The organism is Sphaerisporangium aureirubrum, assembly GCF_042658925.1.
Classification (GTDB): domain Bacteria; phylum Actinomycetota; class Actinomycetes; order Streptosporangiales; family Streptosporangiaceae; genus Sphaerisporangium; species Sphaerisporangium aureirubrum.
On the sequence record NZ_JBHSRF010000037.1, the window covers coordinates 25,007 to 50,900 of the forward strand.

At 71.3% G+C, this 25,894-nt stretch carries 19 protein-coding genes; 14 read left to right on the forward strand and 5 right to left on the reverse strand.

Annotated elements, in window-relative coordinates:
- Positions 1-4 precede the first annotated feature (4 nt).
- A complete protein-coding gene (locus ACFP1K_RS23225) occupies positions 5-1,843 on the reverse strand; it encodes an ABC transporter substrate-binding protein (RefSeq protein ID WP_380756774.1) in 1,839 nt (612 codons plus the stop codon).
- 169 nt (positions 1,844-2,012) lie between these two features.
- Here ACFP1K_RS23225 and ACFP1K_RS23230 point away from each other — a divergent pair, with 169 nt between their 5' ends.
- Entirely contained in the window at positions 2,013-4,034 is a 2,022-nt protein-coding gene (locus tag ACFP1K_RS23230) for a S9 family peptidase (RefSeq protein ID WP_380756776.1), read from the forward strand.
- Here ACFP1K_RS23230 and ACFP1K_RS23235 read toward each other — a convergent pair.
- Positions 4,031-4,861, reverse strand: coding sequence for a BKACE family enzyme (locus tag ACFP1K_RS23235; protein WP_380756778.1), 831 nt, complete (start codon positions 4,859-4,861; stop codon positions 4,031-4,033). The two genes, ACFP1K_RS23230 and ACFP1K_RS23235, sit on opposite strands and share 4 nt — an antisense overlap.
- A 172-nt stretch (positions 4,862-5,033) precedes the next feature.
- On the opposite strand from ACFP1K_RS23235, the gene kdd reads away from it, so the two are divergent.
- From kdd to kamE, 3 genes are read left to right on the forward strand one after another with little or no spacing between them, the layout of a single operon-like run.
- Positions 5,034-6,149, forward strand: a complete 1,116-nt coding sequence (gene kdd / locus ACFP1K_RS23240; protein ID WP_380756780.1) for an L-erythro-3,5-diaminohexanoate dehydrogenase — start codon at positions 5,034-5,036, stop codon at positions 6,147-6,149.
- Positions 6,146-7,687, forward strand: coding sequence for a lysine 5,6-aminomutase subunit alpha (gene kamD, locus ACFP1K_RS23245; protein WP_380756782.1), 1,542 nt, complete (start codon positions 6,146-6,148; stop codon positions 7,685-7,687). The genes kdd and kamD overlap by 4 nt, the downstream gene beginning before the upstream one ends.
- A complete protein-coding gene (kamE, locus tag ACFP1K_RS23250; RefSeq protein WP_380756783.1) occupies positions 7,684-8,490 on the forward strand; it encodes a lysine 5,6-aminomutase subunit beta in 807 nt (268 codons plus the stop codon). The genes kamD and kamE overlap by 4 nt, the downstream gene beginning before the upstream one ends.
- A gap of 44 nt (positions 8,491-8,534) precedes the next feature.
- On the opposite strand, the gene ACFP1K_RS23255 is transcribed toward kamE, so the two are convergent.
- Positions 8,535-9,167, reverse strand: coding sequence for a DUF305 domain-containing protein (locus ACFP1K_RS23255; RefSeq protein ID WP_380756785.1), 633 nt, complete (start codon positions 9,165-9,167; stop codon positions 8,535-8,537).
- Between the two features lie 185 nt (positions 9,168-9,352).
- Here ACFP1K_RS23255 and ACFP1K_RS23260 point away from each other — a divergent pair, with 185 nt between their 5' ends.
- Positions 9,353-10,765, forward strand: coding sequence for an LVIVD repeat-containing protein (locus ACFP1K_RS23260; RefSeq protein ID WP_380756857.1), 1,413 nt, complete (start codon positions 9,353-9,355; stop codon positions 10,763-10,765).
- Positions 10,766-10,898: 133 nt separating this feature from the next.
- A complete protein-coding gene (locus ACFP1K_RS23265) occupies positions 10,899-12,125 on the forward strand; it encodes an acyl-CoA dehydrogenase family protein (RefSeq protein ID WP_380756787.1) in 1,227 nt (408 codons plus the stop codon).
- Positions 12,126-12,816: 691 nt separating this feature from the next.
- Here ACFP1K_RS23265 and ACFP1K_RS23270 read toward each other — a convergent pair.
- Complete coding sequence (locus ACFP1K_RS23270) at positions 12,817-13,350, reverse strand: hypothetical protein (RefSeq protein WP_380756789.1); 534 nt, start codon at positions 13,348-13,350, stop codon at positions 12,817-12,819.
- A gap of 258 nt (positions 13,351-13,608) precedes the next feature.
- On the opposite strand from ACFP1K_RS23270, the gene ACFP1K_RS23275 reads away from it, so the two are divergent.
- Entirely contained in the window at positions 13,609-14,235 is a 627-nt protein-coding gene (locus tag ACFP1K_RS23275; protein WP_380756791.1) for a class I SAM-dependent methyltransferase, read from the forward strand.
- A gap of 4 nt (positions 14,236-14,239) precedes the next feature.
- Here ACFP1K_RS23275 and ACFP1K_RS23280 read toward each other — a convergent pair whose 3' ends face one another.
- The gene (locus ACFP1K_RS23280; protein WP_380756793.1) at positions 14,240-15,346 is read right to left on the reverse strand and encodes a GNAT family N-acetyltransferase; all 1,107 of its coding nucleotides are present in this window, start codon (positions 15,344-15,346) and stop codon (positions 14,240-14,242) included.
- A 174-nt stretch (positions 15,347-15,520) separates the two neighbouring features.
- On the opposite strand from ACFP1K_RS23280, the gene ACFP1K_RS23285 reads away from it, so the two are divergent.
- The 7 genes from ACFP1K_RS23285 (at position 15,521) to purU (ending at position 25,863) form a co-directional block, all read left to right on the forward strand.
- Positions 15,521-19,222, forward strand: a complete 3,702-nt coding sequence (locus ACFP1K_RS23285; RefSeq protein WP_380756795.1) for an NB-ARC domain-containing protein — start codon at positions 15,521-15,523, stop codon at positions 19,220-19,222.
- A 365-nt stretch (positions 19,223-19,587) separates the two neighbouring features.
- Positions 19,588-20,139, forward strand: coding sequence for a methylenetetrahydrofolate reductase C-terminal domain-containing protein (locus ACFP1K_RS23290; protein WP_380756797.1), 552 nt, complete (start codon positions 19,588-19,590; stop codon positions 20,137-20,139).
- A complete protein-coding gene (locus tag ACFP1K_RS23295; RefSeq protein WP_380756799.1) occupies positions 20,136-21,092 on the forward strand; it encodes a methylenetetrahydrofolate reductase in 957 nt (318 codons plus the stop codon). The genes ACFP1K_RS23290 and ACFP1K_RS23295 overlap by 4 nt, the downstream gene beginning before the upstream one ends.
- A gap of 39 nt (positions 21,093-21,131) precedes the next feature.
- Entirely contained in the window at positions 21,132-22,622 is a 1,491-nt protein-coding gene (locus ACFP1K_RS23300) for a hypothetical protein (protein WP_380756801.1), read from the forward strand.
- Positions 22,622-23,743, forward strand: a complete 1,122-nt coding sequence (locus tag ACFP1K_RS23305) for a hypothetical protein (protein ID WP_380756803.1) — start codon at positions 22,622-22,624, stop codon at positions 23,741-23,743. Before ACFP1K_RS23300 ends, ACFP1K_RS23305 begins: the two co-directional genes overlap by 1 nt.
- Positions 23,740-24,954: a methionine adenosyltransferase gene (gene metK, locus ACFP1K_RS23310; protein WP_380756805.1), complete on the forward strand. Its 1,215-nt coding sequence runs from the start codon at positions 23,740-23,742 to the stop codon at positions 24,952-24,954. The genes ACFP1K_RS23305 and metK overlap by 4 nt, the downstream gene beginning before the upstream one ends.
- Before the next feature lie 3 nt (positions 24,955-24,957).
- Entirely contained in the window at positions 24,958-25,863 is a 906-nt protein-coding gene (gene purU, locus ACFP1K_RS23315; protein ID WP_380756807.1) for a formyltetrahydrofolate deformylase, read from the forward strand.
- The last annotated feature ends 31 nt before the right edge of the window (positions 25,864-25,894 follow it).

Sequence of the window (25,894 nt, forward strand, 5' to 3'; positions counted from 1 at the left end):
GCGTCTACTCCCGCTCGTCCGCGCTCGCGGCGCGCCGTCTGCGGGTCAGCAGGATCGCCGCCGCGCCGGCCACCAGCACCGCGGCGCCGATCCCGAGGTACAGCCCCGTGCCGGAGCCCTGCGCGGCGGCGGACGCGCCCTGCTTGGCGGGGGCGGTCACCGGCTGGATGCTCAGGTAGGAGTAGGTGCCGTACTGGAAGAGCAGTGAGCCGTCCGGGTCGGGCTGGGCGACGAAGCCGGTCCAGCGGTCGCTGCGGTAGGCCACGTTGTCCCGGTAGTAGTACGTCACCGCGTACGGCGCGTCGTCGTACACCATCTGCTGCATGCGCTTGACGATGCCGGCGCGGGCGGCGGCGTCGGTCTCCACGGACTGGGCCTGGTACAGCTTGTCGTACTCGGGGTTGCAGTAGAACGAGTCGGACAGGTCCGCGTAGATCGCGTCGCCGTCCTTGTAGCTGCGCTTGCCGCAGGTCATCACCGACAGCTGGTAGTCGGGGTCGGGCTCGACCACCCAGCCCCACTCGAACATGTCGAACTCGCCCCGGCCGATGATCTCGGTGAGGGCGTCCTCCGACACCACCTTCAGCTTCACGTCGACGCCGACGTCCTTCAGCCAGCCCTTCACGAACTCGCCGGAGGTCTGCGACTCGTTGGACTCCTGCCGGGTGAACAGGCGCAGCGACAGCTTCTTGCCGCCCTTCTCGCGCATGCCGTCCGCGCCCTTGGTGTACCCGGCCTCGTCCAGCAGCCGCCCGGCCTCGGCGGGGTCGAAGCCCTGCGGGGCCTGCGGCGTGTACTTCAGCAGGGAGTAGATCGGCGGGATGATCGTGTCGGCCGGCTCGCCGTTGCCGTCCAGCACGCGGTTCACCAGGGTGGTGCGGTCGATGGCGCGCGAGATGGCGAGACGCACCCGCTTGTCCTTCAGCGCCTCGCTGCCGTCGCCGATGGGCGTGCCGTCGGCCAGCGCCGCGCCGGTGTTGAAGGCGACCTCGTTGAAGCCGGTGTACTCGGCGGCGCGGGTGGTGATGCCCGGCTTGTTCTTCAGGGAGTTGTAGACGTTGGCCTGCAGGTCGTACGCGTAGTCGATCTCGCCGCGGGTGAGGGCCTGCGCCTCGGCGTCGGCGTTGGTGAAGACCCGGAACACCACCTCGTCGATCTTGGGGGCGCCGCGCCAGTAGGACTTGTTCGCCACCATCCGGAGGAACTGGCCCTTCTTCCGCTCGGCCAGCTGGAACGGCCCCGAGCCGACGATGACGGCGCCCGGCTCGGGCTCGTTGCTGAAGGACTTGACCTCCTTCTGGTCGATGTCCTTCCAGATGTGCTCGGGCAGGATCGGCACGGCGAGACGGGCCATGATCGGGGTGGGGTTCTTCACGTGCAGGATCAGCGTGGTGTCGTCCGGGGCCTCGGCCTTGGTGATGTTGACGACGTAGCTGCCGAAGTTGGTCTGCTCGTACTCGCCGTCGATGATCCGGTTGAAGGTGTAGGCGGCGTCCGCGGCGGTCAGCGGCTTCCCGTCGGTCCACTTCACCCCGGAGCGGATCTTGTACGTCCAGCTCTTCCTGTCCGGGGCCTCGGTCCACGACTCGGCGAGGGCGGGCACGGGGGAGAAGTCCTTGGCGGAGTAGCCCGTGAGCGTGTCGTACGCCATGCCCCAGATCTCGTACGCCTCGACGACGATGCCGGTGAAGGGGTTCGCCGAGTCGACGTCGGACAGGATGCCGACGGTGAAGACCTTCTTGCCGGGCGTGGCGGCCGGGCCGGGGGACTGGGCGCTCGCGGGCAGGGCCGCGGCGCCGGTCATCACCACGAAGGCGATCAGGGCCAGGGCCGCGCGGATCACACGTGTCGCACGTGTCCCGTGTGTCACACCTGTGCGGCGAAATATCGACATATCGTCCTCCGGGGGGCGCGATATCGGGGAGTACACGGCTCGGGTGGGGACGTCGATCGGGTTCTCAGGGGCCGGACGTTCTTGACCGGCCGCTCAGTCGCGGTGCTAGCGTCCTGCCATGACTGCTCCCCCCGTCGCGCCGCGGGTCCCGCACGTCCACTCCCTGCACGGGGTGGAGCGGGCCGATGACTACCACTGGATGCGCGACGCGGAGGCGGTGCGCGGGCACCTGGTGGCCGAGCGGCGTCACTACGAGGCGCGGATGGCCCATACTGCGCACCTCCGGCAGGAGCTCGTCAGCGAAATGGCTGGCCGGACGCCGGAAGCTGAGCGGTCGGTCAGCTGGCGCCGTGGGGCTTTTGTCTACTACACCAGCACGGAATCCGGAAGAGAATACGGCGTGATTTGCCGTAACAAGAATGATAAATCCGCAGCGACGACGATATCCGTACTGGATCTCGACGCGCTGGCCGCCGCCACCGGCTACGTCGAGCTCGGTGTCAGCGAGGTCAGCCCCTGCGACCGCTACCTGGCCTATTCCGTCGACACCACCGGCGACGAGGTCTACGAGCTCCGCTTCCGCGACCTGGCCACCGGCGAGGACCTCCCCGCCCGGATACCCGGCACCTACTACACCGGCGCGTGGTCGGCCGACTCCGGCACGTTCTACTACACGGTCGTCGACCCGGTGTACCGCCCGTACGAGGTCCGCGCGCACATCCTGGCCACCGGCGAGGACGTCGCCGTCCTGCGCGAGGACGACCGGCGCTTCGAGCTCACCGTGCGCGCCGCCCGCTCCGGGCTGATCACCGTCACCTCCGCCAGCCGGGACACCACCGAGGTCTGGCTGGTGGACGGCACCGCCGCCCACTCCGTCGCGGGCCGCCGCCCCGGCCGCGAGTACCGCGCCGACCACGACGCGACCCACGGCCGCCTGGTCGTCGTCACCAACGACACCCACCCCGAGTTCCGGGTGGTCACCGCCTCCCTCACCCCGCCGGACGGCGGCGAAGCCCCCGTCGTCGGCGAGTGGACCCCCTTCGGCGAGCCCAGGCCGGGGGAGCGCGTCCACGCCGCCGACTGCTTCTCCCGGCACGTCGTGCTGACCCTGCGCCGCGACGGCGAGCCCCTGCTGCGGGTCGTCCCGCTGGACGGCGGGCGGCCGTACGAGGTGGGGCCCGGCACGCCCGCCGGGCGGATCGCCCAGGTGCGCAACGAGGTCTACGACACCGCCACGATCATCGTCGAGACCGGTTCCTACACCGAGCCCACCCGCTGGTCGGCCCTCGACCTGGACACCGGTGAGCGCCTGCCGCTGAAGACCGCCGAGGTCCCCGGCCACGACCCCGCCCGCCACGTCAGCGAGCTGCACTGGGTCCCCGCCCGGGACGGCACCCTGATCCCGGTGACCGTCGCCCGCCGCGCCGACGTCCCGCTGGACGGCACCGCCCCCTGCCTGCTGCACGGCTACGGCGCCTACGAGGCCACCGACGACCAGACCTTCGACACCGCCCTGTCGGTGCTGCTGGACCGCGGCGTCGTCTTCGCCGAGGCCCACATCCGCGGCGGCGGCCAGATGGGCCGCGACTGGTGGTTCCAGGGCCGCTACGCCGGGAAGCTCACCACCTTCCACGACTACATCGACGTCGCCGGCTGGCTCAAGGCGGGCCGCGTCTCCGGCGTCGCCACCCGGGGCCGCTCCGCGGGCGGCCTCCTGCAGGCCGCCGTCTACACCATGCGCCCCGACCTGTGGTCCGCCGTCGTCGCCGAGGTCCCCTTCGTCGACGTCGTCACCACCATGCTCGACGACTCCATCCCGCTGACCGTCAACGAGTGGGAGGAATGGGGCGACCCCCGCCGCCGCGACGACTTCGACTGGCTCCTGTCCTACTCCCCCTACGACAACATGCCCCCCGGCGACCGCCCCCCGCTCCTCGTCACCGGCGCCGTCCACGACCCCCGCGTCCTCGTCCACGAGCCCGCCAAATGGGTCGCCCGCCTCCGCGCCACCGCCGACACCGACGTCCTGTTCCGCGTGGAGGTCGACGAGGGCGCCCACAGCGGCCCCACCGGCCGCTACGCCCGCCACGCCTACGAGGCCGAGATCCTCGCCTTCGTCCTCACCGCGCTGAACCCCTAGCCGGCGGCGGGCAGCCCGAGGAAGGCGCGGGCCGCGACGGCGTCCATCGGGGGGCGCTGCGCGAGCGTGGCGGCGTGCGCGGCGCGTTCCACCAGTTCCGCGTTGTCCCGGACGGGACGGCCCTTGGCGTAGGTGACGGTGTCCTCCATGCCGACGCGCAGGTGGCCGCCGGCGGCGAGGGTGGCGAACAGGACGGGCAGGGTGGCGCGGCCGATGCCGGTGGCGGACCAGGTGGCGCCGGAGGGGAGGGCCGCCACGGCGGTGGCCAGGGTGGCGAGGTCGCCGGGGAAGCCGCCGGGGACGCCCATCACCAGGTCGCAGTGGACGCGGCCCCCGTAGGGGGCGCCGTGCAGGTCCAGTAAGCGGTGCAGGGCCGCGACGTGGCCGAGGTCGAACAGCTCGAACTCCGGGACCACGCCGCAGCGCTGGGTCGCCTGGTACAGCTCGGACACGAACGGCCACGGGTTCAGGAAGACGTCGTCGCCGAAGTTGACCGTCCCGCAGGTCAGGGAGCAGGAGTCCGGGCCCGCCTCCAGTACCCGCAGCCGGTCGGCGTAGGAGTCGCTCACCGAGCCGCCGGTGGACAGCTGCACGACCAGCGACGTCTCCGCCCGCAGCGCGGCCACGGTCTCCTTCAGCCGCCGGAGGTCCAGCGTGGGGCGTGCCTCGGCGTCCCGGACGTGCACGTGGACGACGGCGGCGCCGGCGCTCTCGCAGGACGTGGCGCAGGCGACCAGCTCGTCCAGGGTGACCGGAAGGCCGGGCGCCACCGCCTTGTCCACCTCGGCCCCGGTCGGGGCCACCGTGATCAGCGTCGACGTCGTCATGGCCGAGATATTGCCCGTCCGACGACACATGGGACAAGATGGTCGCCTGATTGACCAGTCAGGAAAACAACACGTAAGGATGGTGAACGATGCGAAAGTCGACTTTCCGCGCAGAGGGCGGCTGGACCTCGTTCACCGCGGAGACCGTACACCCCGCCTCACCTGCCGTTTCATGACGGTGGCGCCGAACGGCGGGCGTCCCGCGTCACCCGTGGGGCTGCACCGCGTGGTCGAGCCGCCCGGCGTGCTGCCCCAGGCCGCGCACCGCCTGGACCCGTCCCCGGCCCTGTGGCCGGGCGAGGCCCGGGTGCGGGTGGAACGGCTGAACCTCGACGCCGCCTCCTTCCGCCAGCTGCGCCAGGCGCATGACGGCGACGGCGACGCCGTCCGCGCCGCGGTGCTGCGCACCATCGCCGAACGCGGCAAGATGCACAACCCGGTCACCGGCTCCGGCGGCATGCTGGTCGGCGTCGTCGACGAGGTCACGCCGGGCTCGCCGCTCGGCCTGCGCCCCGGCGACCGCGTCGCCACCCTGGTCTCCCTCACCCTGACCCCGCTCGCCGTCACCGACGGGCTGGCCCGCTGGGACGGCCGCTCCGAGCAGGTGCCCGCCGACGGGCACGCCATCCTGTTCGCCCGCTCCGTCGCCGCCGTGCTGCCGCCCGACCTGCCGGTGCCGCTGGCCCTGGCCGTGATGGACGTGTGCGGCGCCCCGGCGCTCACCCGCCGCGTCGTGCGCGGCCACGGCGCGCAGGGACCGTGGGCCGGCGGGTTCGTCCCCTGGAACGGCGGCTCCACCGTCCGGCCGGTCGTCGCCGTGCTCGGCGCGGCGGGCAAGAGCGGCTCGCTGTCGCTGGCCGCCGCCCGGGTCGCCGGCGGCGCCCACCTCATCGGGGTGGTCCCGGACGCCGCCGAGGCCGCGTCGCTGACCGAGGCGGGGCTGGCCGACGCGGTCGTGGTGGCCGACGCACGCGACCCCGTGGCGCTCGCCGACGCCGTGCGCCGGTCGGGCGGCCCGGCCGACGTCACCGTGGTCTGCGTGGACGTGCCCGGCTGCGAGGGCGGTGCGATCCTGTCGACCCGCGAGGGCGGCACCGTGGTGTTCTTCTCCATGGCCACCTCGTTCAGCGCCGCCGCGCTCGGCGCCGAGGGCCTGGCCGCCGACGTCACCATGCTGGTCGGCAACGGCTACGTGCCCGGCCACGCCGAGCTGGCCCTGGACCTGCTGCGCACCACCCCCGGCGTGCGCAGGCTGTTCGAGCGGCGCCTGAACGAGGAGGCGCGGTGAAGCTGGGGCTCGACCCCGCCGTCGTCGCCAGGGCCCGCGCGCTGGCCGCGCGGGCCGCCGAGCCGGTCATCGAGCTGGCGCGCACCCACACCACCGTGTCGGTCGAGCGCGCCGTGCTGCGCCTCGCCGGGGTCGCCGGCGCCGACGCCGACGGCACGCCGTGGGTCAACCGCGTCACCGACGCCGTGCGCGAGCAGACCGGCCTGGAACACGGCGTCGCCCTGCCCGTCTTCCACGCGCTCGCCGCGCAGGGGCTCCGCCTGGACGACCCGATGTCCCTGGCCGCCGCGCGCTTCACCGTGCCCACCGGGACGGACGCCGCACGGGCCAGGGAGCTGTCCCGGGCGGCGGTGGCGCGCGGCGTCGCCAGGATCGACGGCAACCGGGCCGAACGCGACCGGCTCATCGCCAAGCACGGCGACCCGGAGCCGCCGTGGATCTACCTCATCGTCGCGACCGGGGACATCCACGAGGACATCCCGCAGGCGCAGGCCGCCGCCCGCGAGGGCGCCGACGTCATCGCGGTCATCAGGTCCACCGGGCAGTCGCTGCTCGACTACGTGCCCGAGGGCGCCACCCGCCAGGGGTACGCCGGGACGTACGCCACGCAGGAGAACTTCCGGCTGATGCGGGCCGCGCTGGACGACGTCTCGGCCGAGCTCGGCAGGTACGTGCGGCTGACCAACTACGCCAGCGGCCTGTGCATGCCGGAGATCGCCGTGCTGGCCGGCCTGGAACGGCTCGACATGATGCTCAACGACTGCATGTACGGCATCGTGTTCCGCGACATCAACCCGGTGCGCACGTTCGTCGACCAGCGCTTCTCCCGGCAGGTGCACGCCCGCGCGGGCATCGTCATCAACACCGGCGAGGACAACTACCTCACCACCGCCGACGCCGTGGACGCCGCGCACACCGTGGTCGCCTCGCAGCTGCTCAACGAGCGGTTCGGCCACGAGGCGGGGCTGGCGGACCACCAGCTCGGCCTGGGGCACGCGTTCGAGATCGACCCGCTGGTCCCCGACTCGTTCCGGCTGGAGCTGGCGCACGCCCAGCTGATCCGCGAGCTGTTCCCCGCCGCGCCGCTGAAGTACATGCCGCCGACCAAGCACATGACCGGCAACATCTTCGCCGGGTACCTGCTGGACGCCTTCTTCAACCTCGCCGGGGTCCTCACCGGGCAGTCCATCCTGCTCGTCGGCATGATGACCGAGGGCATCCACACGCCGTGGCTGTCCGACCGCGACCTCGCCCTGGAGAACGTCCGCTACGTGCGCCGGGCCGTGGGCGCGCTGCACGAGGACTTCGCGCCCGCCCCCGGCGGGTTCGTCGCCGAGCGTGCCCGCACCGTGCTGTCGGAGACCGTCGACCTGCTGGAACGCGTCTGCGACCGCTCCCTGCTCACCGCCATCGCCGAGGGCACCTTCGGCGTCACCCGCCGCCCGCCGGACCGCGGCAAGGGGCTGGACGGGGTCGTCCGCCGGGCCGAGGGCTACCACAACCCCGTGGCCGGGCTTCTCACCGAGGAGACGTCATGACGGCACCGCTGCCGGGCGGCGTGGCCGGGAAGGAGACCGTCCAGCAGATCATCCGGCCGTACGGCGACACCACCGGCGACGGCATGGTGCAGATGTCCTTCACGCTCCCGGTGCCGCACGGCCCGCGCGCCGAGGCGGCGGCGCTGCAGCTCGCCGGGCGCATGGGCCTGGAACCGGCCAGCGTGGTGCACGCCAAGGCGATGGGCCCGGCGTTCACCTTCTTCATCGTGTACGGCCGGGTGCGCCACCTCATCGACTACGCCGGCATCGACGTGCCCGAGGGCCGCGAGTACCCGCTGCTGACCCCGAGCCAGGTGAACCAGGCCATCCGGACGGTGCTGGGGCGCAGGCTGGTGGTGGTCGGCGCCTGCATCGGCACCGACGCGCACACCGTCGGCATCGACGCCATCCTCAACGTCAAGGGGTTCGCGGGGGAGAAGGGCCTGGAGTACTACCGCGAGATGGACGTGCACAACCTCGGCGCCCAGGTGGAGGTCGAGGCGCTGGCCGGGCACGCCAAGGCGGTGAACGCAGACGTCGTGCTGGTCTCGCAGGTCGTCACGCAGCGGTCCGCGCACATCCACAACACCAAGCAGATGGCCGCCGCGTTCGCCGAGGCGTATCCCACCGCCGTCGGCGGCGGCCTCGGCCGTCCCCTGCTGGTGGCGGGCGGGCCGCGCTTCGACACCGTGACACCGGCGGACCTCGGCGTGGACCGGATATTCGGCAAGGGCACCACGCCCGCCGAGGTCGCCGCGTACCTGGTGCACGCCCTGATCCCGCGCTGGCGGCCGGACGCCTGACGCGGCGCGGCCCGGCTTACGGTCCGACCGAATCCCTTACCGGCTCACCCGGTGATCTCGATGCGCCGCATCCGGTTGATCTCGGCCGCCTGGGTGACCGAGATGTCGGAGGCCAGCTCCATGGCGATGGTGTGGGAGCCCTTCTCCAGCTCGCCGGCCGCCATGGTGATGGCGCCCATGTGGTGGGCGGTCATGAGCTTGACGTAGAGGCGGTCGAAGTCCGCCCCGGTGGCCGCCCGCAGCTGCGCCATCTGCTCGGGCGTCGCCATGCCCGGCATGCCGTCGTGCGCCGCGTGGTGGTCCGGCACGCGCTGCTCCTGCTGCCGCAGCCACCGGATCATCGCGTTGATCTCGGGCCCCTGGACGTCGGCGATGCGCGCCGCGAGCCGCTTCACCGCGTCCGAGGACGCCCGGGTCGGCGCGGCGGCGCTCATGTCCAGCGCCTGCCGGTGGTGGACGATCATGTCCTGGATGAATCGTATGTCCGCCGCGTTCGCGGTGGGGCTGGGCACCGCGGTGACTGCCTCGTCCGGGCTCAGCGTCCTGGCCTGCTCCCCGGGCCTGCCTGGGGCGATGACCGGGGCGGTGGAGGTCGCCTGCGGAGTCTCGGGAGCACTGGCGCAACCTGCGAGGGTGAGCGTGGCCGTACCGATGACGATGACGAGCGCTGCGCGCACCCGGCCTCCTTCAAGATCTCTTGCTGTGCGGGTGCACCCTAACTGATGGGCTGTATGTCGGTGAACCTGTCATGTCGGAACGTTTTGCTGACAAAGTGCACTATGGCTAACAGTTTCGGTTTGGGAGAAAATCTGCCCAGCTATGTTCTCCTGTGGCGCTTAGTACCAAGGAGGGTACCTGAGTGTTGTCCATCCCCCCCAGAGTCGGCCGTCTTGGCCGCCTCCTCATCCTGGTGGGTTCGGCGGCGGCCCTCGTGCTGTCGACGGCCCCGGCCCAGGCAGCGGACATACCGGGCACCGATCAAATCGTGATGAGCCCGAACGTCGAGCACGTGGCCAACATCCCCAAGCCCGCGAGCATCGCGGCCACCATCAACACCGACATCGCCTTCCAGGGCGACTACGCCTATGTCGGCAACTACGGCGGCTTCTCCATCTACGACATCAAGAACCCCAAGCGGGCGAAGGTCGTCAGCTCTGTCGTCTGCCCTGGCTCGCAGATGGACATCTCGGTGTACGGCAACCTGCTGTTCGCCTCGGTGGACTCCTCCCGCAACAACGACTCCTGCAGCAGCGCGGCCCAGCCCGCGTCGGTGAAGGAATCGTGGGAGGGCATCCGCATCTTCGACGTGAGCGACAAGGCCAACCCGCGCTACGTCAAGTCGGTCGAGACGAACTGCGGTTCGCACACCCACACGCTGCTGCCCGACAAGCGGCGCGGCAACGTGTACCTGTACGTCTCGTCGTACCTCCCGCAGGCGGCCTTCCCGGACTGCCTGCCGCCGCACGACAAGATCTCGATCGTCAAGGTGCCGCTGCGCGACCCGGCGTCCGCCGCCGTCGTGGCCACCCCGGTCGTGTTCCCCGACGGCGGTAACGAGACCCAGCCCGGCCTGCTGGTCCCGACCTCCGGCTGCCACGACATCACCGTGTACCCGGAGCGGAACATGGCCGCCGGCGCCTGCATGGGCGACGGCGTCCTGTTCGACATCCGCAACCCCGAGAACCCGGTGGTGACCGCGCGGGTCACCGACCCGAACTTCGCGTTCTGGCACTCCGCCACGTTCAGCAACGACGGCAAGAAGGTCATCTTCACCGACGAGCTGGGCGGCGGCGGCGCGGCGACGTGCAACGAGACCGTGGGTCCCAACCGCGGCGCCGACGCCATCTACGACATCTCCCGCGGGACGTTCGTCTTCAAGTCCTACTTCAAGATCCCGCGCTACCAGGCCGACACCGAGAACTGTGTCGCCCACAACGGCTCGCTCATCCCCGTCCAGGGCCGCGACATGATGGTCCAGGCGTGGTACCAGGGCGGCGCCTCCATCTGGGACTTCACCGACGCCACCCGTCCGAAGGAGATCGGCTACTTCGAGCGCGGCCCCGCCGCCGAGGGCAGCGGCGGCTTCTGGTCCGCCTACTACTACAACGGCTACATCTACGCGAGCGACTTCAACCGCGGCTTCGACGTCATCAAGATCAACGACCGCCGCACCGACTCCGCCAAGAAGGTCAAGTACGACCGCCTCAACACCCAGACCCAGGCTTCCTACCGCGAACGCGGCCACGGTCACTGGTTCTGGTTCGACGAGGACTGATCCACCCCGCCTCCCGGCGGGAATGAAGGTGACCGGCGCGGCCCTCGTGGCCGCGCCGGTCACCTTTTCCATGGCTACTCATCAGTAGGGTTCGATAAGGTCGTCGCGCACCGCGATATGGGGGGTAATCGACATGGCCGAGACAGCCGGCGGGTTCAACCTGGAGCCGAGCGAGGAACTCCGCGAGGTCCGCGACTGGGTACACGAGTTCGCCGCCACCGTCATCCGCCCCGCCGGCGCCGAATGGGACGAGCGCGAGGAGACCCCCTGGCCGATCATCCAGGAGGCGGCCAAGATCGGCCTGTACTCCCTGGACTTCTTCGCCCAGCAGTGGTTCGAGCCGAGCGGCCTCGGCATCCCCATCGCCTTCGAGGAGCTGTTCTGGGGCGACGCCGGCATCGGCCTCTCCATCGCCGGCACCGGCCTGGCCGCCGCCGCCGTCTCCGCCGGCGGCACCCCCGAGCAGCTCGGCGAGTGGCTCCCCCAGATGTTCGGCACCCCCGGCGACGTCAAACTGGGCGCCTTCTGCGCCTCGGAACCGGACGCGGGCTCCGACGTGGGCGCCATCCGCACCCGCGCCGTCTACGACGAGGCCAAGAACGAGTGGACCCTCAACGGCACCAAGACCTGGGCCACCAACGGCGGCATAGCCGACGTCCACGTGGTGGTCGCCTCAGTGGACCCCTCCCTCCGCTCCCGAGGCCAGGCCACCTTCGTGGTCCCCTCCGGCACCAAAGGCCTGTCCCAAGGCCAGAAGTTCCGCAAACACGGCATCCGCGCCTCCCACACCGCCGAGGTCGTCCTGGACGACGTCCGCCTCCCCGCCGCCTGCCTCCTGGGCGGCAAGGAAAAGCTGGACACCCGCCTGGCCCGAGTCCGCGAAGGCGGCAAGAGCGGCGAGCAAACAGCCATGCGCACCTTCGAAACCACCCGCCCCACCGTAGCCGCCATGGCCGTAGGCGTAGCCCGAGCCGCCTTCGAATACGCCAGAGACTACGCCCGCACCCGAGAACAATTCAGCCGCAAAATAGCCGAAAACCAAGCAATAGCCTTCCTCCTGGCCGACATGGCCACAAAAGTCGACATAGCCCGCCTGATGACCTGGCGAGCCGCCTGGATGGCCCGCAACACCCACCCCTTCACCCAAGCCGAAGGCTCCATGTCCAAACTGGTAGCCGCCGAAACCGCCGTCTGGACCACCGACCAGGCCATCCAAATCCTCGCCGGCGCCGGCTACACCCGAGACCACCCGGTAGAACGCTGGCACCGCGACGCCAAAATCTTCACCATCTTCGAAGGCACCAGCGAAATCCAAAGACTCATCATCGGCCGCGCCGTAACCGGCCTCCCCGTCCGCTGAGCGCGCCAGTCAGCGAAGGATCATGCACCTGCCGGGAGTCAGTGGAAGTCGCACCTCCGTCGCTTGATACGCCGACAAGATCACCATGGCGGGCCGACGCAGGCGACAGCGCTCGTTGGTGTATGGCGCGTACCCCGTACAGGGAATCTGTGGCGGGGGGTGGTGTCGGGTGCCAGCATGGATATGTGGCTGTGCAGTGTATCCATGAGATGGCGATGGAGACATGTGGGCTCTGTCAGCCCAGACCGGGGCAGATAGATCTCCATGGTTCGGGCGGGGGCCGCGGTGTCACGTCCGCTTTTGAAAACGAAATCGTGAGAGTGGAGTACATCGAGGGGGCCGCCTACGGTCTGGTCCCGTCAGACGGTGAGGTCTATTGCCAAGGGTCCGGGGATGTTCTTCACCACCGTAGTGAGTGTTCGTCGCTGGCCGGCACGTCGGCCGAGCGACTTATGCAGTATCAGGACCCTGACGGCATGACCTGGTGGAATCTCATACAAGGTATCCCGTGGCACCAAGGACGGGGGATCTCACGCCGGCGCGAGCGTGCTCGAGAGCTCGGGCTCCTGAATGCTCAGGGCAAGCCGGTCAGCTCGACCTGTACCGAGTGTGTCTTGCGTCCCCGTGCTGATCGGACACGTTAGTCCTGGCAGGCAACCATCAGCTTGGCCGTTCATAGTCCTGCGAACCGTCAGGATTGGGATGGGCGGTTCCAAGCAGGGTCGTGAGACGGCAGTCGCCCGGAGACCGCGAGCAGGGGCTGGCCGCCGGCGCCTATGTGAGGGCGGGCGGCGTTGAGAAAGTCAAGCCATAAGCCGTCCATGGCTCGTCGACGTTCAGGCCATTCTTCTGGAGGAAGACGGTTGTGCCGGATGTCGAGGCTGATCCGCCACAGTAGTTCGTCAATGCGATGAGTGGTGTCTACAACCGGTCTGTCGGCGACGAGATTGATCAGGGTGAGAGCTTCATTCCAAGGGTGCCAATCGACCGTATCGGCGAGATGTTCGTCCGGATCTCTGGGGCCGCGGCGCCGTTGCTCCTTGGCCAGGGCCATCATCACATCTGAGCAGGCACGCAGGAGTTGTCTGCATGCCTCGGCCTGGCGATCTCGACGCCATTGGCGATCTTGCGATCGATTTGAGAGCAGCCCGCCGAGTGCCACGCCCAGCAATGTTGCGGTTACTGCTCCGACGGAAGAAAGAATGACGTCCCAGGGTACGTCCATGATTTCGAAGTTTGACAAGTCGAGAACCCGCTGTCGAGGAGCCGAACTCTCCGAAGGCGCCTCCGGTGCGCTGACCGTGCTGCGTCGTGACGACGGCGGGGACAGGCAGGGGGTGCGGCTCGCGTCCCGAGCCTAGGAAGGGCTTCCCGTGGTTCGCTGATCCTGGCGGGGGAGAGGGAGGATCGGCATTGAGGGGGATCTGCTGATGGGGGGTGGGGTGGGATGATTCGCGGGGTTTTCGGGTAGAGAGGGTGGGCGATGCGGGCTACCACGGATGCTGATGTGCGCCGCGTGTTCGACCGGATGGCGGATCGGTATGACTCTCAGATGCAGGTTTGGGAGCGGCGGCTGTTTCCGGGGAGCCGGGAGTGGGCGGTGGGGCAGGCGCGGGGGCATACCGTGGAGATCGCGGTGGGGACGGGGCTGAATCTGCCGTTGTATGGGGCCGATGTCACGGTGGTCGGGGTTGAGTTGTCGGAGCGGATGTTGGAGCTGGCTCGGCGGCGGGTGGTGCGGGGTGGGCTCGGTGGGCGGGTGGAGTTGTGGCAGGGGGATGTTCAGCGGCTGCAGATGGGGGACGGGGTCGCGGACACTGTGGTGTCGACGTTCACGATGTGCACCATTCCGGATCCGGGGGCGGCGGTGCGGGAGGCGTTCCGGGTGCTGAAGCCGGGGGGGCGGTTCGTGCTGGCGGAGCACGGGCCGTCCAGCAATCCGGTCATCCGGGCGGGGATGCGGCTGGTGGAGCCGTTGTTCGTGCGGTTCGAGGCCGATCACCTCACCCGTGATCCGCGGCCTTATCTGGAGGAGGCAGGGTTCCGGATCGAGTCGGTGTCTCGGATGACGCGGGGGATCAGTTTCCGGGTGCTGGCCGTGCGGCCGTGAGCTTTCAGGAGGCGGGGCGCTCCCAGCGGCGTTCGCCGTCCTCGAAGTGGTGGGTGGGGGTCAGGCCGATGCGGGTGGCGACGGCCATGGAGGCGTGGTGGGCGGGGTGGATGTGCGCCTGGATACGGGGGACGCCTCTGTCGTCGAGCCAGCCGGTCAGTGCCAGCGCCGCCTCGGTGGCGTATCCCTGACGTTGCCAGGGCAGGCCGATCACCCAGGCGATCTCGGCCTGGCGGTCCTCCTCGACGATGGTGGCCTGGACGGTGCCGACGGCGCGGTCGTCGGCACGACGGCGGATGATCCAGTTGCGCCATTCCTGCCGCGCGTCGGGGGACCAGCCCTCGGCGAGCTTGGCGTAACGGGCACGCAGCGCGTCCGGGGTGGGCGGGGCGCCGCCGGTGAAGGTGTACAGGGCGGGCGCGGACAGCACCTCCGCCATCTCGTCGGCGTCGGCGACCGTCAGGGGGGCCAGGGTGAGGCGCTCGGTGACGATGGGGGCGTCGCGGCACCAGCGGGCCGGGAGGAGGTAGGTCCAGCCCTCCTGCCAGGTGAAGGGGGCGTCGACCACGTCCTCCAGGGGAACGCCTTTCAGGAGGTGGTCCAGCGCCCATCGGTTGGCTGTGTGCGCGATCAGCAGTACACGGGCGCCGTCCCAGTCGCGGGCCAGCTCACGCAGGAACTCCGCGGTCCGGTCGACCACGTCGTGATAGCTCTGGCCGCCCGGCCACGGGGTGGAGATGTGCGCGGCCCGTTGTCCGGCCAGGCGTCCGACCGGCATCCCGTTGAGGTCGCCGTAGTCGCACTCGCGGAGGCGGGCGTCCTGGCGGAGGGGGATGTCGCAGTCGGCGAAGGCGATCTCGGCGGTCTGCACGGAGCGGCGCAGGTCCGAGGTGAAGACCGCGGCCAGGCCGTCGCCGCGGCGCCGGGCGCCGAGTTCGGCGGCCTGCTCCCGGCCTAGCGCGGAGAGCTCGCCGGGGAGATGGCCGGTCGCGATCCCGGCCTCGTTGTCGGTTGTGATCGAGTGGGTTTCGTACACGATCGTCACCGTCACCGATCTCTTCACCCCGTTCTGAAAGCGGTCGTGGCCGGCCTCGGCTCCGAGCCTAGTCACGACGGGTACGCGGCACCGAACCGGCGGCCTCGATTCCGCGTCAACCTGCCCTTTCTGGCGGACCGGCGGGCGGCCGCGCGGCACGACAGCACCGTCACCCACGAGCCGGGCGGCGGCTCGTCGCACTTGGCGACACCCTGAGGTGAACGCGTTAGGGTGAGCGCGAGGTGATCCATGGCGCGCCGTAAGACGCTCGCCCCTGGCCTGGTGGCGGCCCTGCTGGTAGTGCTCGGCATCCTGGTCGGCCTGCCGGTGAACGTCGTGAGCGACTACCTCCCGGAGAGCGTCACCGCCTCCAGGCCCGCGTGGATCGGCGGCCTCGCCGCGACGGCCCTGCTCATCGTGGTCCTCACCTTGCTACTACCCCGGTTGGTCGACCGGCGGGCGCGCGGGGCGTCGTTCCGGGTGCCGTCGCGAGACCCCGAATGGGTCGACCGCCCCGAGCTCGCCACGGTGGCGGAGGCGCTGCGGCGGCGCTCGGCGCCGGTCGGGCTGACCGCCGGCATCGTCGGCGCGGGCGGCTTCGGCAAGACCGCTCTCGCCGTCGAGGTCTGCCATCGCAGGGACGTCCGCCGGTGGTTCAAGGATGGGATCATCTGGGTGACGGTCGGTCGCGACCGGGTCGGTGCCGAACTCGCCTCCCTCATCAACGACGCCGTGGCCCACCTCGACGGGGACCGCCCCGAGTTCGCCGATCCCGAGCAGGCCGGGCACCGGCTTGCGGGGTCCCTCGCCGGGCGCGGGCGTGTCCTGCTGGTCGTCGACGACGTCTGGAACGCCGCCCAGCTCGACCCGTTCCTGCCGGCTGCGGCCCAGGCGCAGCTCCTGGTCACGACCCGGCGGCCCTCCGTCGTGGCCGGCACCAAGGTCGAGGTCGACGAGATGTCCCCCGAGACGGCCACCCGCCTGCTCACCCGCGACCTTCCCGCAATGCGCGCTGACCTGGTGCGGGACCTTCTGCGCGTGACCGGCCGGTGGCCGCTGCTGCTGACGATCGTGAACGCCCGGCTGCGTGAACAGCGGACCCGCGGGGCCGAGGTGAACGCCGCGGCCGAGGGCGCCATCCGGGCTCTGACGGCGGACGGGCCTGCCACGTTCGACGTCACCGTGACCGGCGAGCGCGTGAGAGCGGTGAGCGCGACCATCCAATACAGCCTGGAATGGCTCACCGCCGAGGAGTGCGAGCGATTCCACGACCTGGGTGCCCTGCCGGAGGACGCCGATGTGCCGGCCGGTGTGGTGGCCCTGCTGTGGGGATGCCCCGCGGCGGAGGCGGAACGCCTGTGCGAGAGGCTCCATGAGCTTTCCCTGCTCGCCCTGCACTGGGCGGAGGGCGCGGTAGCCGTGGTGACGATCCACGACGTCGTCCGTGGCTACCTGCGATCGGCATCGGGACCGGCGGCCCTGGCGACGGCCAATCTCCGGCTGGTCGGCCAGGCCAGGGCCCTGGCCCCCGAGGGATGGTGGACCCTGCCGCCCGGCACGCCGTACCTGCGAGACAACCTGGCCTTCCATCTCAGGGAGGCCGGCCTGGAGGAGGAACTGGATGCCCTGGTCACCGATGTGCGCTGGCTGGTGCCGCGGGCGGCCGAGTCCGGCCTGGCCGCCGCTCGTGCCGACCTCGAACGCGCGCCGTCGGCGCTCGCCCGGCGGATCGTCCGCCTGATCTCCGGCTTCGGGCACCTGCTGGCCTCCACCTCCGACCTGCTGACCCGGCTCGGCGCGATCCAAGGCATGCAGGCCTCGGTCACCCGGTACGCCGAGGAGGCCGGCCTGCTGTTCATGCCCGCCCGCTGGCCGCTCCCCGAGGACGACTCCCCGCACCTGCTTCGCCTGCTGCCCGGTCATACGGCCGGGGTGACCGCGCTGGCCATAGAGCCCCGCGGTGCTTGGCTGGCCACGGGGGAGAGCGGTGGCCCCAAATGGCCGGCCAACTACAGCGCCGCCCTCGGCGTCGTCCGTGTCTGGAACCTCGGCGACGACCTGCACGTCACGCTCGGCGGCCACCGAGGCGGGGTCAGCGCACTGGCCGTCGCCCCCGACGGAACCTGGTTGGCCGTGGGCGACGGCAGCGGGTTCGACGCCATGGCGATGGAGCACTCCATCGGTGCCGTCCGGTTGTGGACGCCCGAGGGCGAGCACTTCGCGACCCTCGACGGCCACGCCGACATGGTGACGGCGATCGCCATCGCCCCGGACGGCACGTGGCTGGTCACCGGCGACCAGGAGGACACCCTGCGCATCTGGAGCAGGGAAGGCAACCTGCTGACCACCTTCACCAGCCACGCCGGCTCCTCACGAGGCGGGGTCTCGGCGCTGGCCATCTCGCCGGACGGCAGCTGGCTGGCGTCCGTCCACGCCGGCGGCAAAGGGGCCGTCGAGGTCCTACGGGCCGATGGCGTCCATACAGGCACCCTCGGCCCGTACGGCGGTGAGGTGACCGCGCTGGCGATCTCCCCGGACAGTGCCTGGTTCGCTGTGGGCGACGGTCACGGCGGTGTCCGCACCTGGAGCACGGACCTGCGGCCGTTCCCCGCCGGACGCGATTTGCCCGGCGGATGCCACAGCTTGGCGATCTCTCCGGACGGGTCCTGGCTCGTGGCCGGCGGCGGCGCGGGCGAGATCAGGGTCCAGGACCGCGAGGGTAACGTGCCGAGCACTCCTGTCGACCCCCACGACGCCCGGGTGACTGCCCTGGCCGTCGCGCCGGACGGCACCTGGTTCGCCGGCGGGGACGCGTCCGGCACAGTGCTCGTCCATGAGAGCGACGGCCGTCGGCGTGCCAGGCTGACCGGCCACACCGGCTCGGTGACCCATCTCGCGATCACTCCCGACAGCAGCCGCCTCGCCAGCGCGAGCCGCGACAACGGCGCCGTCAGGATTTGGGACACGCACGGCGCGACTCACGTGCGGACCGTGCGCGAGACCAGGCCGGTGACCGCGCTCGCCACGGCCGCCGACGGCCCATGGTTCGTCGTCGGCGACTACCAGGGCCGCGTACGCGTCTGGGACGCCGGGGGGCGCCGAAGGTCCGAAGCCGCCGCACACGCAGCAGCGGTGTCCGGGCTGGCGATCGCGCCGGACGGCACCTGGTTCGCCACCGCGGCCCACGAAGAGGACGTCCGCTTGTGGAGCGCTCAAGGTGAGCCGCGCGCCACGCTGACCGGCTCCGGCGCGCGGGCCCTGACCATCGCCCCGGACGGCACGTGGCTCGCCACCGCCGGTAACGGCGGGCAGGTGCGGATGTGGACCGCCGCGGGCGAGCCGCGCGGCACGCTCACCGCCCACAGCAGAGACGTGTCCGCCTTGGCCATCGCTCCAGACGGCACGTGGTTCGCCACCGCGGCCCACGGTCAGGTCCGGATCTGGGACGCCGGCGGCGCCCTTCGCGACGACCTCGACTGCCACCCCCAATGGACCAGCACGCTGGTCGTCGCCCCGGACGGCGCCTGGCTGGCGGCCTGCGGCGACGGAAAGGTCCAGGTGTGGGACGCCGATGGTGATCGCCGCGCCGCGTTCGGCGGTGAGGACAGCTGGAACTGCGCCAAGATCGCGCTGTCGCCGGACGGCGCCTGGCTGGCCACCGCCGGCCGGGGCGGCCTGGTACGTATCTGGGATCCCGACGGCCACGAGCACGCCCATCCGCCCCCTCACCAGGACGAGGTGATCGCACTGGCGATCTCACCCGACGGTGCCTGGCTGGCCACCGGCGGCCGGGACAGGCTCATCAAACTGTGGGACGGCTCACGAGAGGTGACCCTCCGAACCGCCGAGGAGATCACCGGCCTCGCATGGCTCGCGGATGGAAGCACGCTGTGCGCGAGAAGCACACAGGGCCTATACGTCCTGGGCCGCCCACATCCGGCTACACGGTGATCGCGGGCACGACGCTCACCCGCCACCTGGACCCTCCGGGACCGTAGCCCGGCACCCATCGGTAGGAACTCTTCCGGCGATCCTCTGAACGGTCACGGGCGAGGCGGGGGCCGGTCGTCTCCGTTCGCCCGGATCGGCCCGGCCGCCGGGTCGTGCGGTTCGGCGGTTGTGGCCCGGGACAACTATTGGGTCTTCCGTGTGGTGTGCGGGCCTCATGACGTTCGCGGAGGTGGGTGGCAACCTCGGTGACGTCGCCGGCGTCGGAGATGCCGGAGGTCAGGGGGCCGCGTCACCGGTAGGTGACCGTGCCGGTTCGCGCCGGCGGGGGACGGCGCCGCATCCGGGATCGCTGGAGGAGGCCGACCGTGAGAGCCGATACGAAGGTGGCGGGTGGCGGAGGGTGGCCGATGCCGGTGGAGCCCGGCATCGGGGCCCGGCTCAGCTACGCGCTGCATCATCTGCTGGCGGCCAACTTCCTCTACCGCGGGCTCGGGGGCGCCGTCGAGCGTCGTCCCAGGCTCTACCGATGGTTCACCAGGGTCGAGCGGGCCGGCAAGGAACGGCTGTACGGCTGCCGCATGTGCGGTCAGTGCGCGTTGCCCGCCACCGGTTACACCTGCCCGATGAACTGCCCGAAGCAGCTGCGCAACGGGCCCTGCGGCGGGGTCGCGGCGGACGGCATGTGCGAGGTCTACCCGAGGCTCAAGTGCGTGTGGGTGACCGCCTTCGAACGGGCCGAGGCCGCCGGGCACGGCGGCGACATGGATCTGTTGCAGCGGCCCGTGGACCACCGTGAGTGGGGCCGCAGCTCCTGGGTGAACTACTGGCGGGGCCGCGACGACGAGCTGTGGACCGGCGCGGGCGACGGCCGGGCGCGCCCGGCGCTGCACCCGAGGACGGAGCCGGGGGTGCGATGAACGAGCCCGTTCTCGTCCCCGGCGGCTGCGCGGGGCTGCGCGGGGCGCTGGACGCCGGGCGGTTCGTGGTCACGGCCGAGGTCGGGCCGCCTCGGGGGGCCGACCCGGAGGCGGTCGTGCGGAAGGCGGGTGTGTTGCGGGGGTGGGTGGACGCCGTGAACGTCACCGACAACCAGGGGGCTCAGGTGCGGATGTCCAGCCTGGGGGGGAGCCTGATCGCGCAGCGCGCCGGGGTGGAACCGGTGATGCAGCTGACCTGCCGGGACCGTAACCGGATGGCGTTGCAGTCCGACCTGCTGGCCGCCGGGGCGCTCGGCATTCCCAACGTGCTGCTGCTCACCGGGGACCATCCCCGGTTCGGCGACCATCCGCAGGCCAAGCCGGTCTTCGACCTGGACGGGGTGCAGCTGGTGTGGGCGGCCCGCACGCTCCGGGACGAGGGCCGGCTGATGTCCGGTGCGGCCGTCTCGGTGCGGCCGGGCTGGCTGATCGGCACCGTGGAGAATCCGTTCGCGCCGCCGCTGGACTACCGGGTCCGGCGGCTGGCCAAGAAGGTCGCGGCGGGGGCGGAGTTCGTCCAGACCCAGTACGTGTTCGACTTCGGCGTCTTCGAACGCTGGATGGCCGGGCTGCGCGACCTCGGCGTCACCGAACGCTGCAAGGTGATCGCCGGCGTCGGGCCGATCAGGTCGCTGCGCGCCCTGGAGTTCATGCGCACCGGAGTGCCGGGCGTGCGCGTCCCCGACGAGGTGGTGCGCAGGCTGCGCGGGGTGCCGGGGGACCGGGTGCAGGAGGAGGGCGTCCGGCTGTGCGCGGAGAACGTGCGGCGGCTGGCCGAGATCCCCGGCGTCGCCGGGGTGCACCTGATGGCGCTCGGCTACGAGCACGGCGTGCCCGGCATCCTGCGGCAGGCCGGGATCGGCCCGCGCCCGGCGGCCCGGCCCGCCAGTTGACCACACCGTCGCGTCACTACCCACTGGGAGGCATCGGTCATGCTCGTGGACCTGCGGCCGCATTCACGACTCAACGGCAAACCACTGGAATTCCTGACCTCGCTCGCCGCCGTGGTGGAGGCCCTGGAGGAGGGTGCCGAGGACCTCGGCAAGGTCCGCCTGGTCTGCGACTGGGTGCAGTACAAGTCGAACTTCCGCGAGGTGGTGGACGTGCGGCGCATCCTGTCCCGCCCCGGGCGGCAGCCCGGCGGCGACCCGGTGGTGGTCCCGCTCGGCACCCGTGACGACGCCCTGGAGGTGGCCGTCGACCTGCGGCGCACCGCGGGGGCACCGCTGCGGGAGCTGACCGGGGCGGTGCTGCGGGACCGGGCGGAGGGTGCCCGGGTGCCGCTGGAGGACTGGGGGCCGGGCAGCCGCGGCTGCATCTGGGACTTCAACGCGCGCTACTGGAAGGACCTGGACCTGTGGGAGAAGTCCACCGGCCGGGGATACGAGCAGGCGCTGCCCGGCGGGGTGAGCGACGCCCGCAACCGGGACGCCGCGCGGGACCTGATCAGCGGGTTGTTCGAGGTCTGGGACGGGCTCGCCGCCGCCGGTGCCCTCCCCGAGGAGCTGTACGTCGTCGAGCTCGGGGTGGGCAACGGCGGCCAGGCGAAGGTCTTCCTGGACGAGTTCCGCGCCCTGGACCTGACGCACGGCCGCGACTACTACCGGCGGCTGCACTACATGATGTGCGACTACTCCCAGCACGTGCTCGACCTGGCCAGGGAGGCGGTCGCCGAGCACCTGCCGCACATCAGCTCGTTCGCGCTGGACGCGGTCTCGCCGTGCACCTCGCTGGGCTTCCTCAAGTACAAGGTCTTCCTGGTGTACATCTCCAACGTCTACGACAACCTGCCCACCGACGAGGTGGCGCAGCTGGGCGGGCGCACCTACCGGGTGGAGACCCGGGCCTACCTGGACGCGGCGACGGCCGCCGTGCTGGCCGGGCCGCTGGGGACCACCGCGGCCGAGCTGCCCGCCCTGGTGGGCAGGCTGCTCCGGCTCGGGCCCGCGCTGCTGGCCGAGGCCGCACCCGACAGGTTCGCCGACGTGGACGCGGCGGTCGTGTTCTGGCGGGAGGTGTGGGACGCGCTGAAGCTGGAGGAGCGCTACGTCCCGCTGGCGGGCCTGGACCTCTACCGGCTCGCGCCCTCAGTGAGCGGCGAGGCGCTGCGCCCGTTGCTGGAGTCCGGCGCCGACATCCGGATGCACGTCAACAACGGCGCCCTGGCCAGCTTCGTGGACAGCCTGCGGCTGCTGCACCCCTACGGCCGGCTGGTGTGCCACGACCTGTTCGTCACCGACGTGCACGCCTACCGCAGCGACTTCCGCGGCCCGGGGAAGTACGAGGGATCCGTCGTCAACTGGCTGAACGGCCCGCTGCTCGCGCACGTGGGCAGGCGCGACGGCTTCGACGTGCACTGCGCGCCGTTCGCGCACCGCGGCGCCGGAAACATCGTCACGATGACGGCGCAGGTGCGGGACTGATGGGCGCGGCGGAGCAGGCCGAGCTGCTGGGACGGCTGCCGCCGCTGCCCACCACCGTGGTGGGCAGCCACCCGGTGCCGGAGTGGATGGAGCGGCTGAAGACCGACTACTACCGCGGCCGGATGAGCCACGCGCACCTGCTCGACCTGCACGAGACCGCGATCAAGGCGGCCCTGCGCGACCAGGAACTGGCCGGCATCGACATCGTGTCCGACGGCGAGCTGCGCCGCGACAACGACATCGACCACTTCCTCGGCCGGATGCCCGGCGTCGACATCCCGCGCACCTCCAAGGACTTCTACTACGACTACTACGAGGCCGCGGTCACCGCGCCGCTGCCCGCGCCGGAGCGGGACGGCGGGCCGCTCGGGCTGGCCGACGACTTCGCCTTCACCACCGGGCAGACCGCGCACCCGGTGAAGTTCTCCTTCACCGGCCCGTTCTCGCTCTCCCGCAGGGTCAGGAACGAGGCGTACCCCGACTCGCGCGAGCTGGTGCTGGCGATCGCCCGGACGCTCAACGCCGAGGCCCGCGCGCTGGCCGGGCGCGGCGCCCGGCTCCTCCAGATCGACGAGCCGTTCCTGGCCGGGTACCCGGACCAGGTCCGCACCGCGGTGGAGGCGGTCAACGTCGTCACCGAGGGCGTGGACGTCGCCTGGGCGCTGCACGTCTGCTACGGCAACCGTCACGCCCGGCCCTCCTGGGAGGGCCATTACGACTTCCTGTTCCCCGCCGTGCTGGACGCGAGAGTCGACCAGCTGGTGCTGGAGTTCGCCCGCAAGGGCTACGCCGACCTGCCGGCGATCGGCAAGTTCGGCTGGGACCGCGCGGTCGGGCTCGGCGTCATCGACGTCAAGTCCGCCGAGGTGGAGAGCCCGGCACTGGTCGCGGCCAGGGTCCGCGGCGCGCTCGACCTCGTCCCGGCCGATCGGTTGTTCGTCAACCCCGACTGCGGGCTGCGCAACCTGACCGGCGCCACGGCACGGGCCAAGCTCGCGGCCATGGTGGCGGGCACGGCCCTGGTCCGGTCCGAGCTGACCGGAACCGCGCCGCCGATCACCGTCGGCGGAGCACCCACAGCACAACCGTCCAGATCCCCGCGCGAGGAGTCCGAGTCATGACCCCGACCGACGTCGACGAGTACGTGTTCACCTCAGAGTCGGTGACGGAAGGGCACCCGGACAAGATCGCGGACGCGATCTCGGACGCGGTGCTCGACGCGGCGCTGACCGGCGACCCCCACGCCCGGGTGGCCTGCGAGACGCTCATCACCACCGGCATGGTGGTGCTGGCCGGGGAGATCACCACCCCCGTCCAGCTCGACTACTCCCGGATCGTCCGCGACACCGTCAACCGCATCGGCTACGACGACGGCGCGTACGGCTTCGACGGGCACACCTGCGCGGTGCTGGTCGCACTGGACAAGCAGTCCCCCGACATCGCGCGGGGCGTGGACCACCGCGGCGACCTGCCGGGCGACGACTACGACCGGGCGGGCGCCGGCGACCAGGGCATGATGTTCGGGTACGCCACCGACGAGACGCCCGAGCTGATGCCGGCGCCGATCGCGCTGGCGCACCGGCTGTCGCGCCGCCTGGCCGAGGTGCGCAAGGACGGCACCCTCGCCTACCTGCGCCCGGACGGCAAGACCCAGGTCTCTGTCCGCTACCGGGACGGCGTCCCGGTGGCCGTGGAACGGGTGCTGATCTCCACCCAGCACGCCGAGGACGTCTCCGGCGAGCGGATCCGCGAGGACCTGTGGCGGCACGTGGTCGTCCCCGCGCTGCCCGGCGACCTCTACGACGCCGATGAGCTGCGGGAGAGCCTGCTGGTCAACCCGACGGGCCGGTTCGTGATCGGCGGCCCGGTGGGCGACGCCGGGCTGACCGGCCGCAAGATCATCGTGGACACCTACGGCGGGTTCGCCCGGCACGGCGGCGGCGCGTTCTCCGGCAAGGACCCGACGAAGGTGGACCGGTCGGCCGCTTACGCCGCCCGGTACGTCGCCGTGAACGTGGTGGCCGCCGGGCTGGCCGCCCGCGCCGAGGTCCAGGTGGCGTACGCCATCGGGGTGGCCAGGCCGGTCTCGGTGATGATCGAGACCTTCGGCACCGAGCGGGTCGCCAGGTCCCTGATCCACCGGCTGGTCGCCGAGCACTTCGACCTGCGCCCGGCCGCCTTCCGCGAGCAGCTCGGGCTGCACCGCCCCATCTACTCGCCGACCTCCGCCTACGGGCACTTCGGGCGGACCGACCTGGACCTGCCCTGGGAGCGCACCGACCGTGCCGAGCAGCTGCGCAAGGCCGCCGGCCTGTCCGCCGTGGCGAGCTGAGCCATGACGAGGACGGAGCTCCGCCCGGCGCCCGCGCCCCCGGTGGACGAACACGCCGGCGACATCGGCCGGCTGGTAGTCTCGTGCACCGACCGGCCCGGCATCATCTCCGGCGTCTCGTCGTTCCTCTACCGGCGCGGCGCCAACATCGTGCAGTCCGACCAGGAGTCCACCGGCGCGGCGGGAGGCAGGTTCTTCCTGCGCGTCGTGTTCCACCTGCCCGGCCTGCGGGACCGGCTGCCCGCCCTGGAGCGCGGCTTCGGCGAGGAGATAGCGCCGCGGTTCGGCGCCAGCTACCGCTTCCGGGACGCCGGGACGCCGGCCCGGGTGGCACTGCTGGTGTCGCGGCACGACCACTGCCTGCTCGACCTGCTGTGGCGGACCCGCCGGGGCGAGCTGCCCGTCGACGTGGTCCAGGTGGTGTCCAACCATCCGGACCTGGCCGGCGACGTGGCGCGCTTCGGGGTGCCGTACGCGCACATCCCGGTGACCAGGCAGACCAGACCGGAGGCCGAGCGGCGCCAGCTGGACCTGCTCCGCGGCCGGGTCGACCTGATCGTGCTGGCCCGGTACATGCAGGTGCTCTCCGGTGACTTCCTGGCCGGGGCGGGGGTCCCGGTGATCAACATCCACCACTCCTTCCTGCCGGCGTTCGCCGGGGCCGGGCCGTACGAGCGGGCCAGGGAACGCGGCGTGAAGCTCATCGGCGCCACCGCCCACTACGCCACCGAGGAACTGGACGAGGGCCCGATCATCGAGCAGGACGTGGCCCGGGTCTCGCACCGCGACGACGTCCTGCGGCTGCGCCGCCGCGGCGCCGACCTGGAACGGACCGTGCTCGCCCGCGCCGTCGCCTGGCACTGCGAGGACCGCGTGCTGGTGAACGGCCGCACCACGATCGTCTTCTGAACCAAGCCTCCAGGAGGAGCCGTGCGCGTCG

Coding starts and splice junctions, on each gene's coding strand:
- ACFP1K_RS23230 (WP_380756776.1), top strand. CDS start 2,013: ATGACTGCTCCCCCCGTCGCGCCGCGGGTCCCGCACGTCCACTCCCTG.
- ACFP1K_RS23235 (WP_380756778.1), bottom strand. CDS start 4,861: ATGACGACGTCGACGCTGATCACGGTGGCCCCGACCGGGGCCGAGGTG.
- kdd (WP_380756780.1), top strand. CDS start 5,034: ATGACGGTGGCGCCGAACGGCGGGCGTCCCGCGTCACCCGTGGGGCTG.
- kamE (WP_380756783.1), top strand. CDS start 7,684: ATGACGGCACCGCTGCCGGGCGGCGTGGCCGGGAAGGAGACCGTCCAG.
- ACFP1K_RS23265 (WP_380756787.1), top strand. CDS start 10,899: ATGGCCGAGACAGCCGGCGGGTTCAACCTGGAGCCGAGCGAGGAACTC.
- ACFP1K_RS23270 (WP_380756789.1), bottom strand. CDS start 13,350: ATGGACGTACCCTGGGACGTCATTCTTTCTTCCGTCGGAGCAGTAACC.
- ACFP1K_RS23275 (WP_380756791.1), top strand. CDS start 13,609: ATGCGGGCTACCACGGATGCTGATGTGCGCCGCGTGTTCGACCGGATG.
- ACFP1K_RS23285 (WP_380756795.1), top strand. CDS start 15,521: ATGGCGCGCCGTAAGACGCTCGCCCCTGGCCTGGTGGCGGCCCTGCTG.
- ACFP1K_RS23295 (WP_380756799.1), top strand. CDS start 20,136: ATGAACGAGCCCGTTCTCGTCCCCGGCGGCTGCGCGGGGCTGCGCGGG.
- ACFP1K_RS23300 (WP_380756801.1), top strand. CDS start 21,132: ATGCTCGTGGACCTGCGGCCGCATTCACGACTCAACGGCAAACCACTG.
- ACFP1K_RS23305 (WP_380756803.1), top strand. CDS start 22,622: ATGGGCGCGGCGGAGCAGGCCGAGCTGCTGGGACGGCTGCCGCCGCTG.
- metK (WP_380756805.1), top strand. CDS start 23,740: ATGACCCCGACCGACGTCGACGAGTACGTGTTCACCTCAGAGTCGGTG.
- purU (WP_380756807.1), top strand. CDS start 24,958: ATGACGAGGACGGAGCTCCGCCCGGCGCCCGCGCCCCCGGTGGACGAA.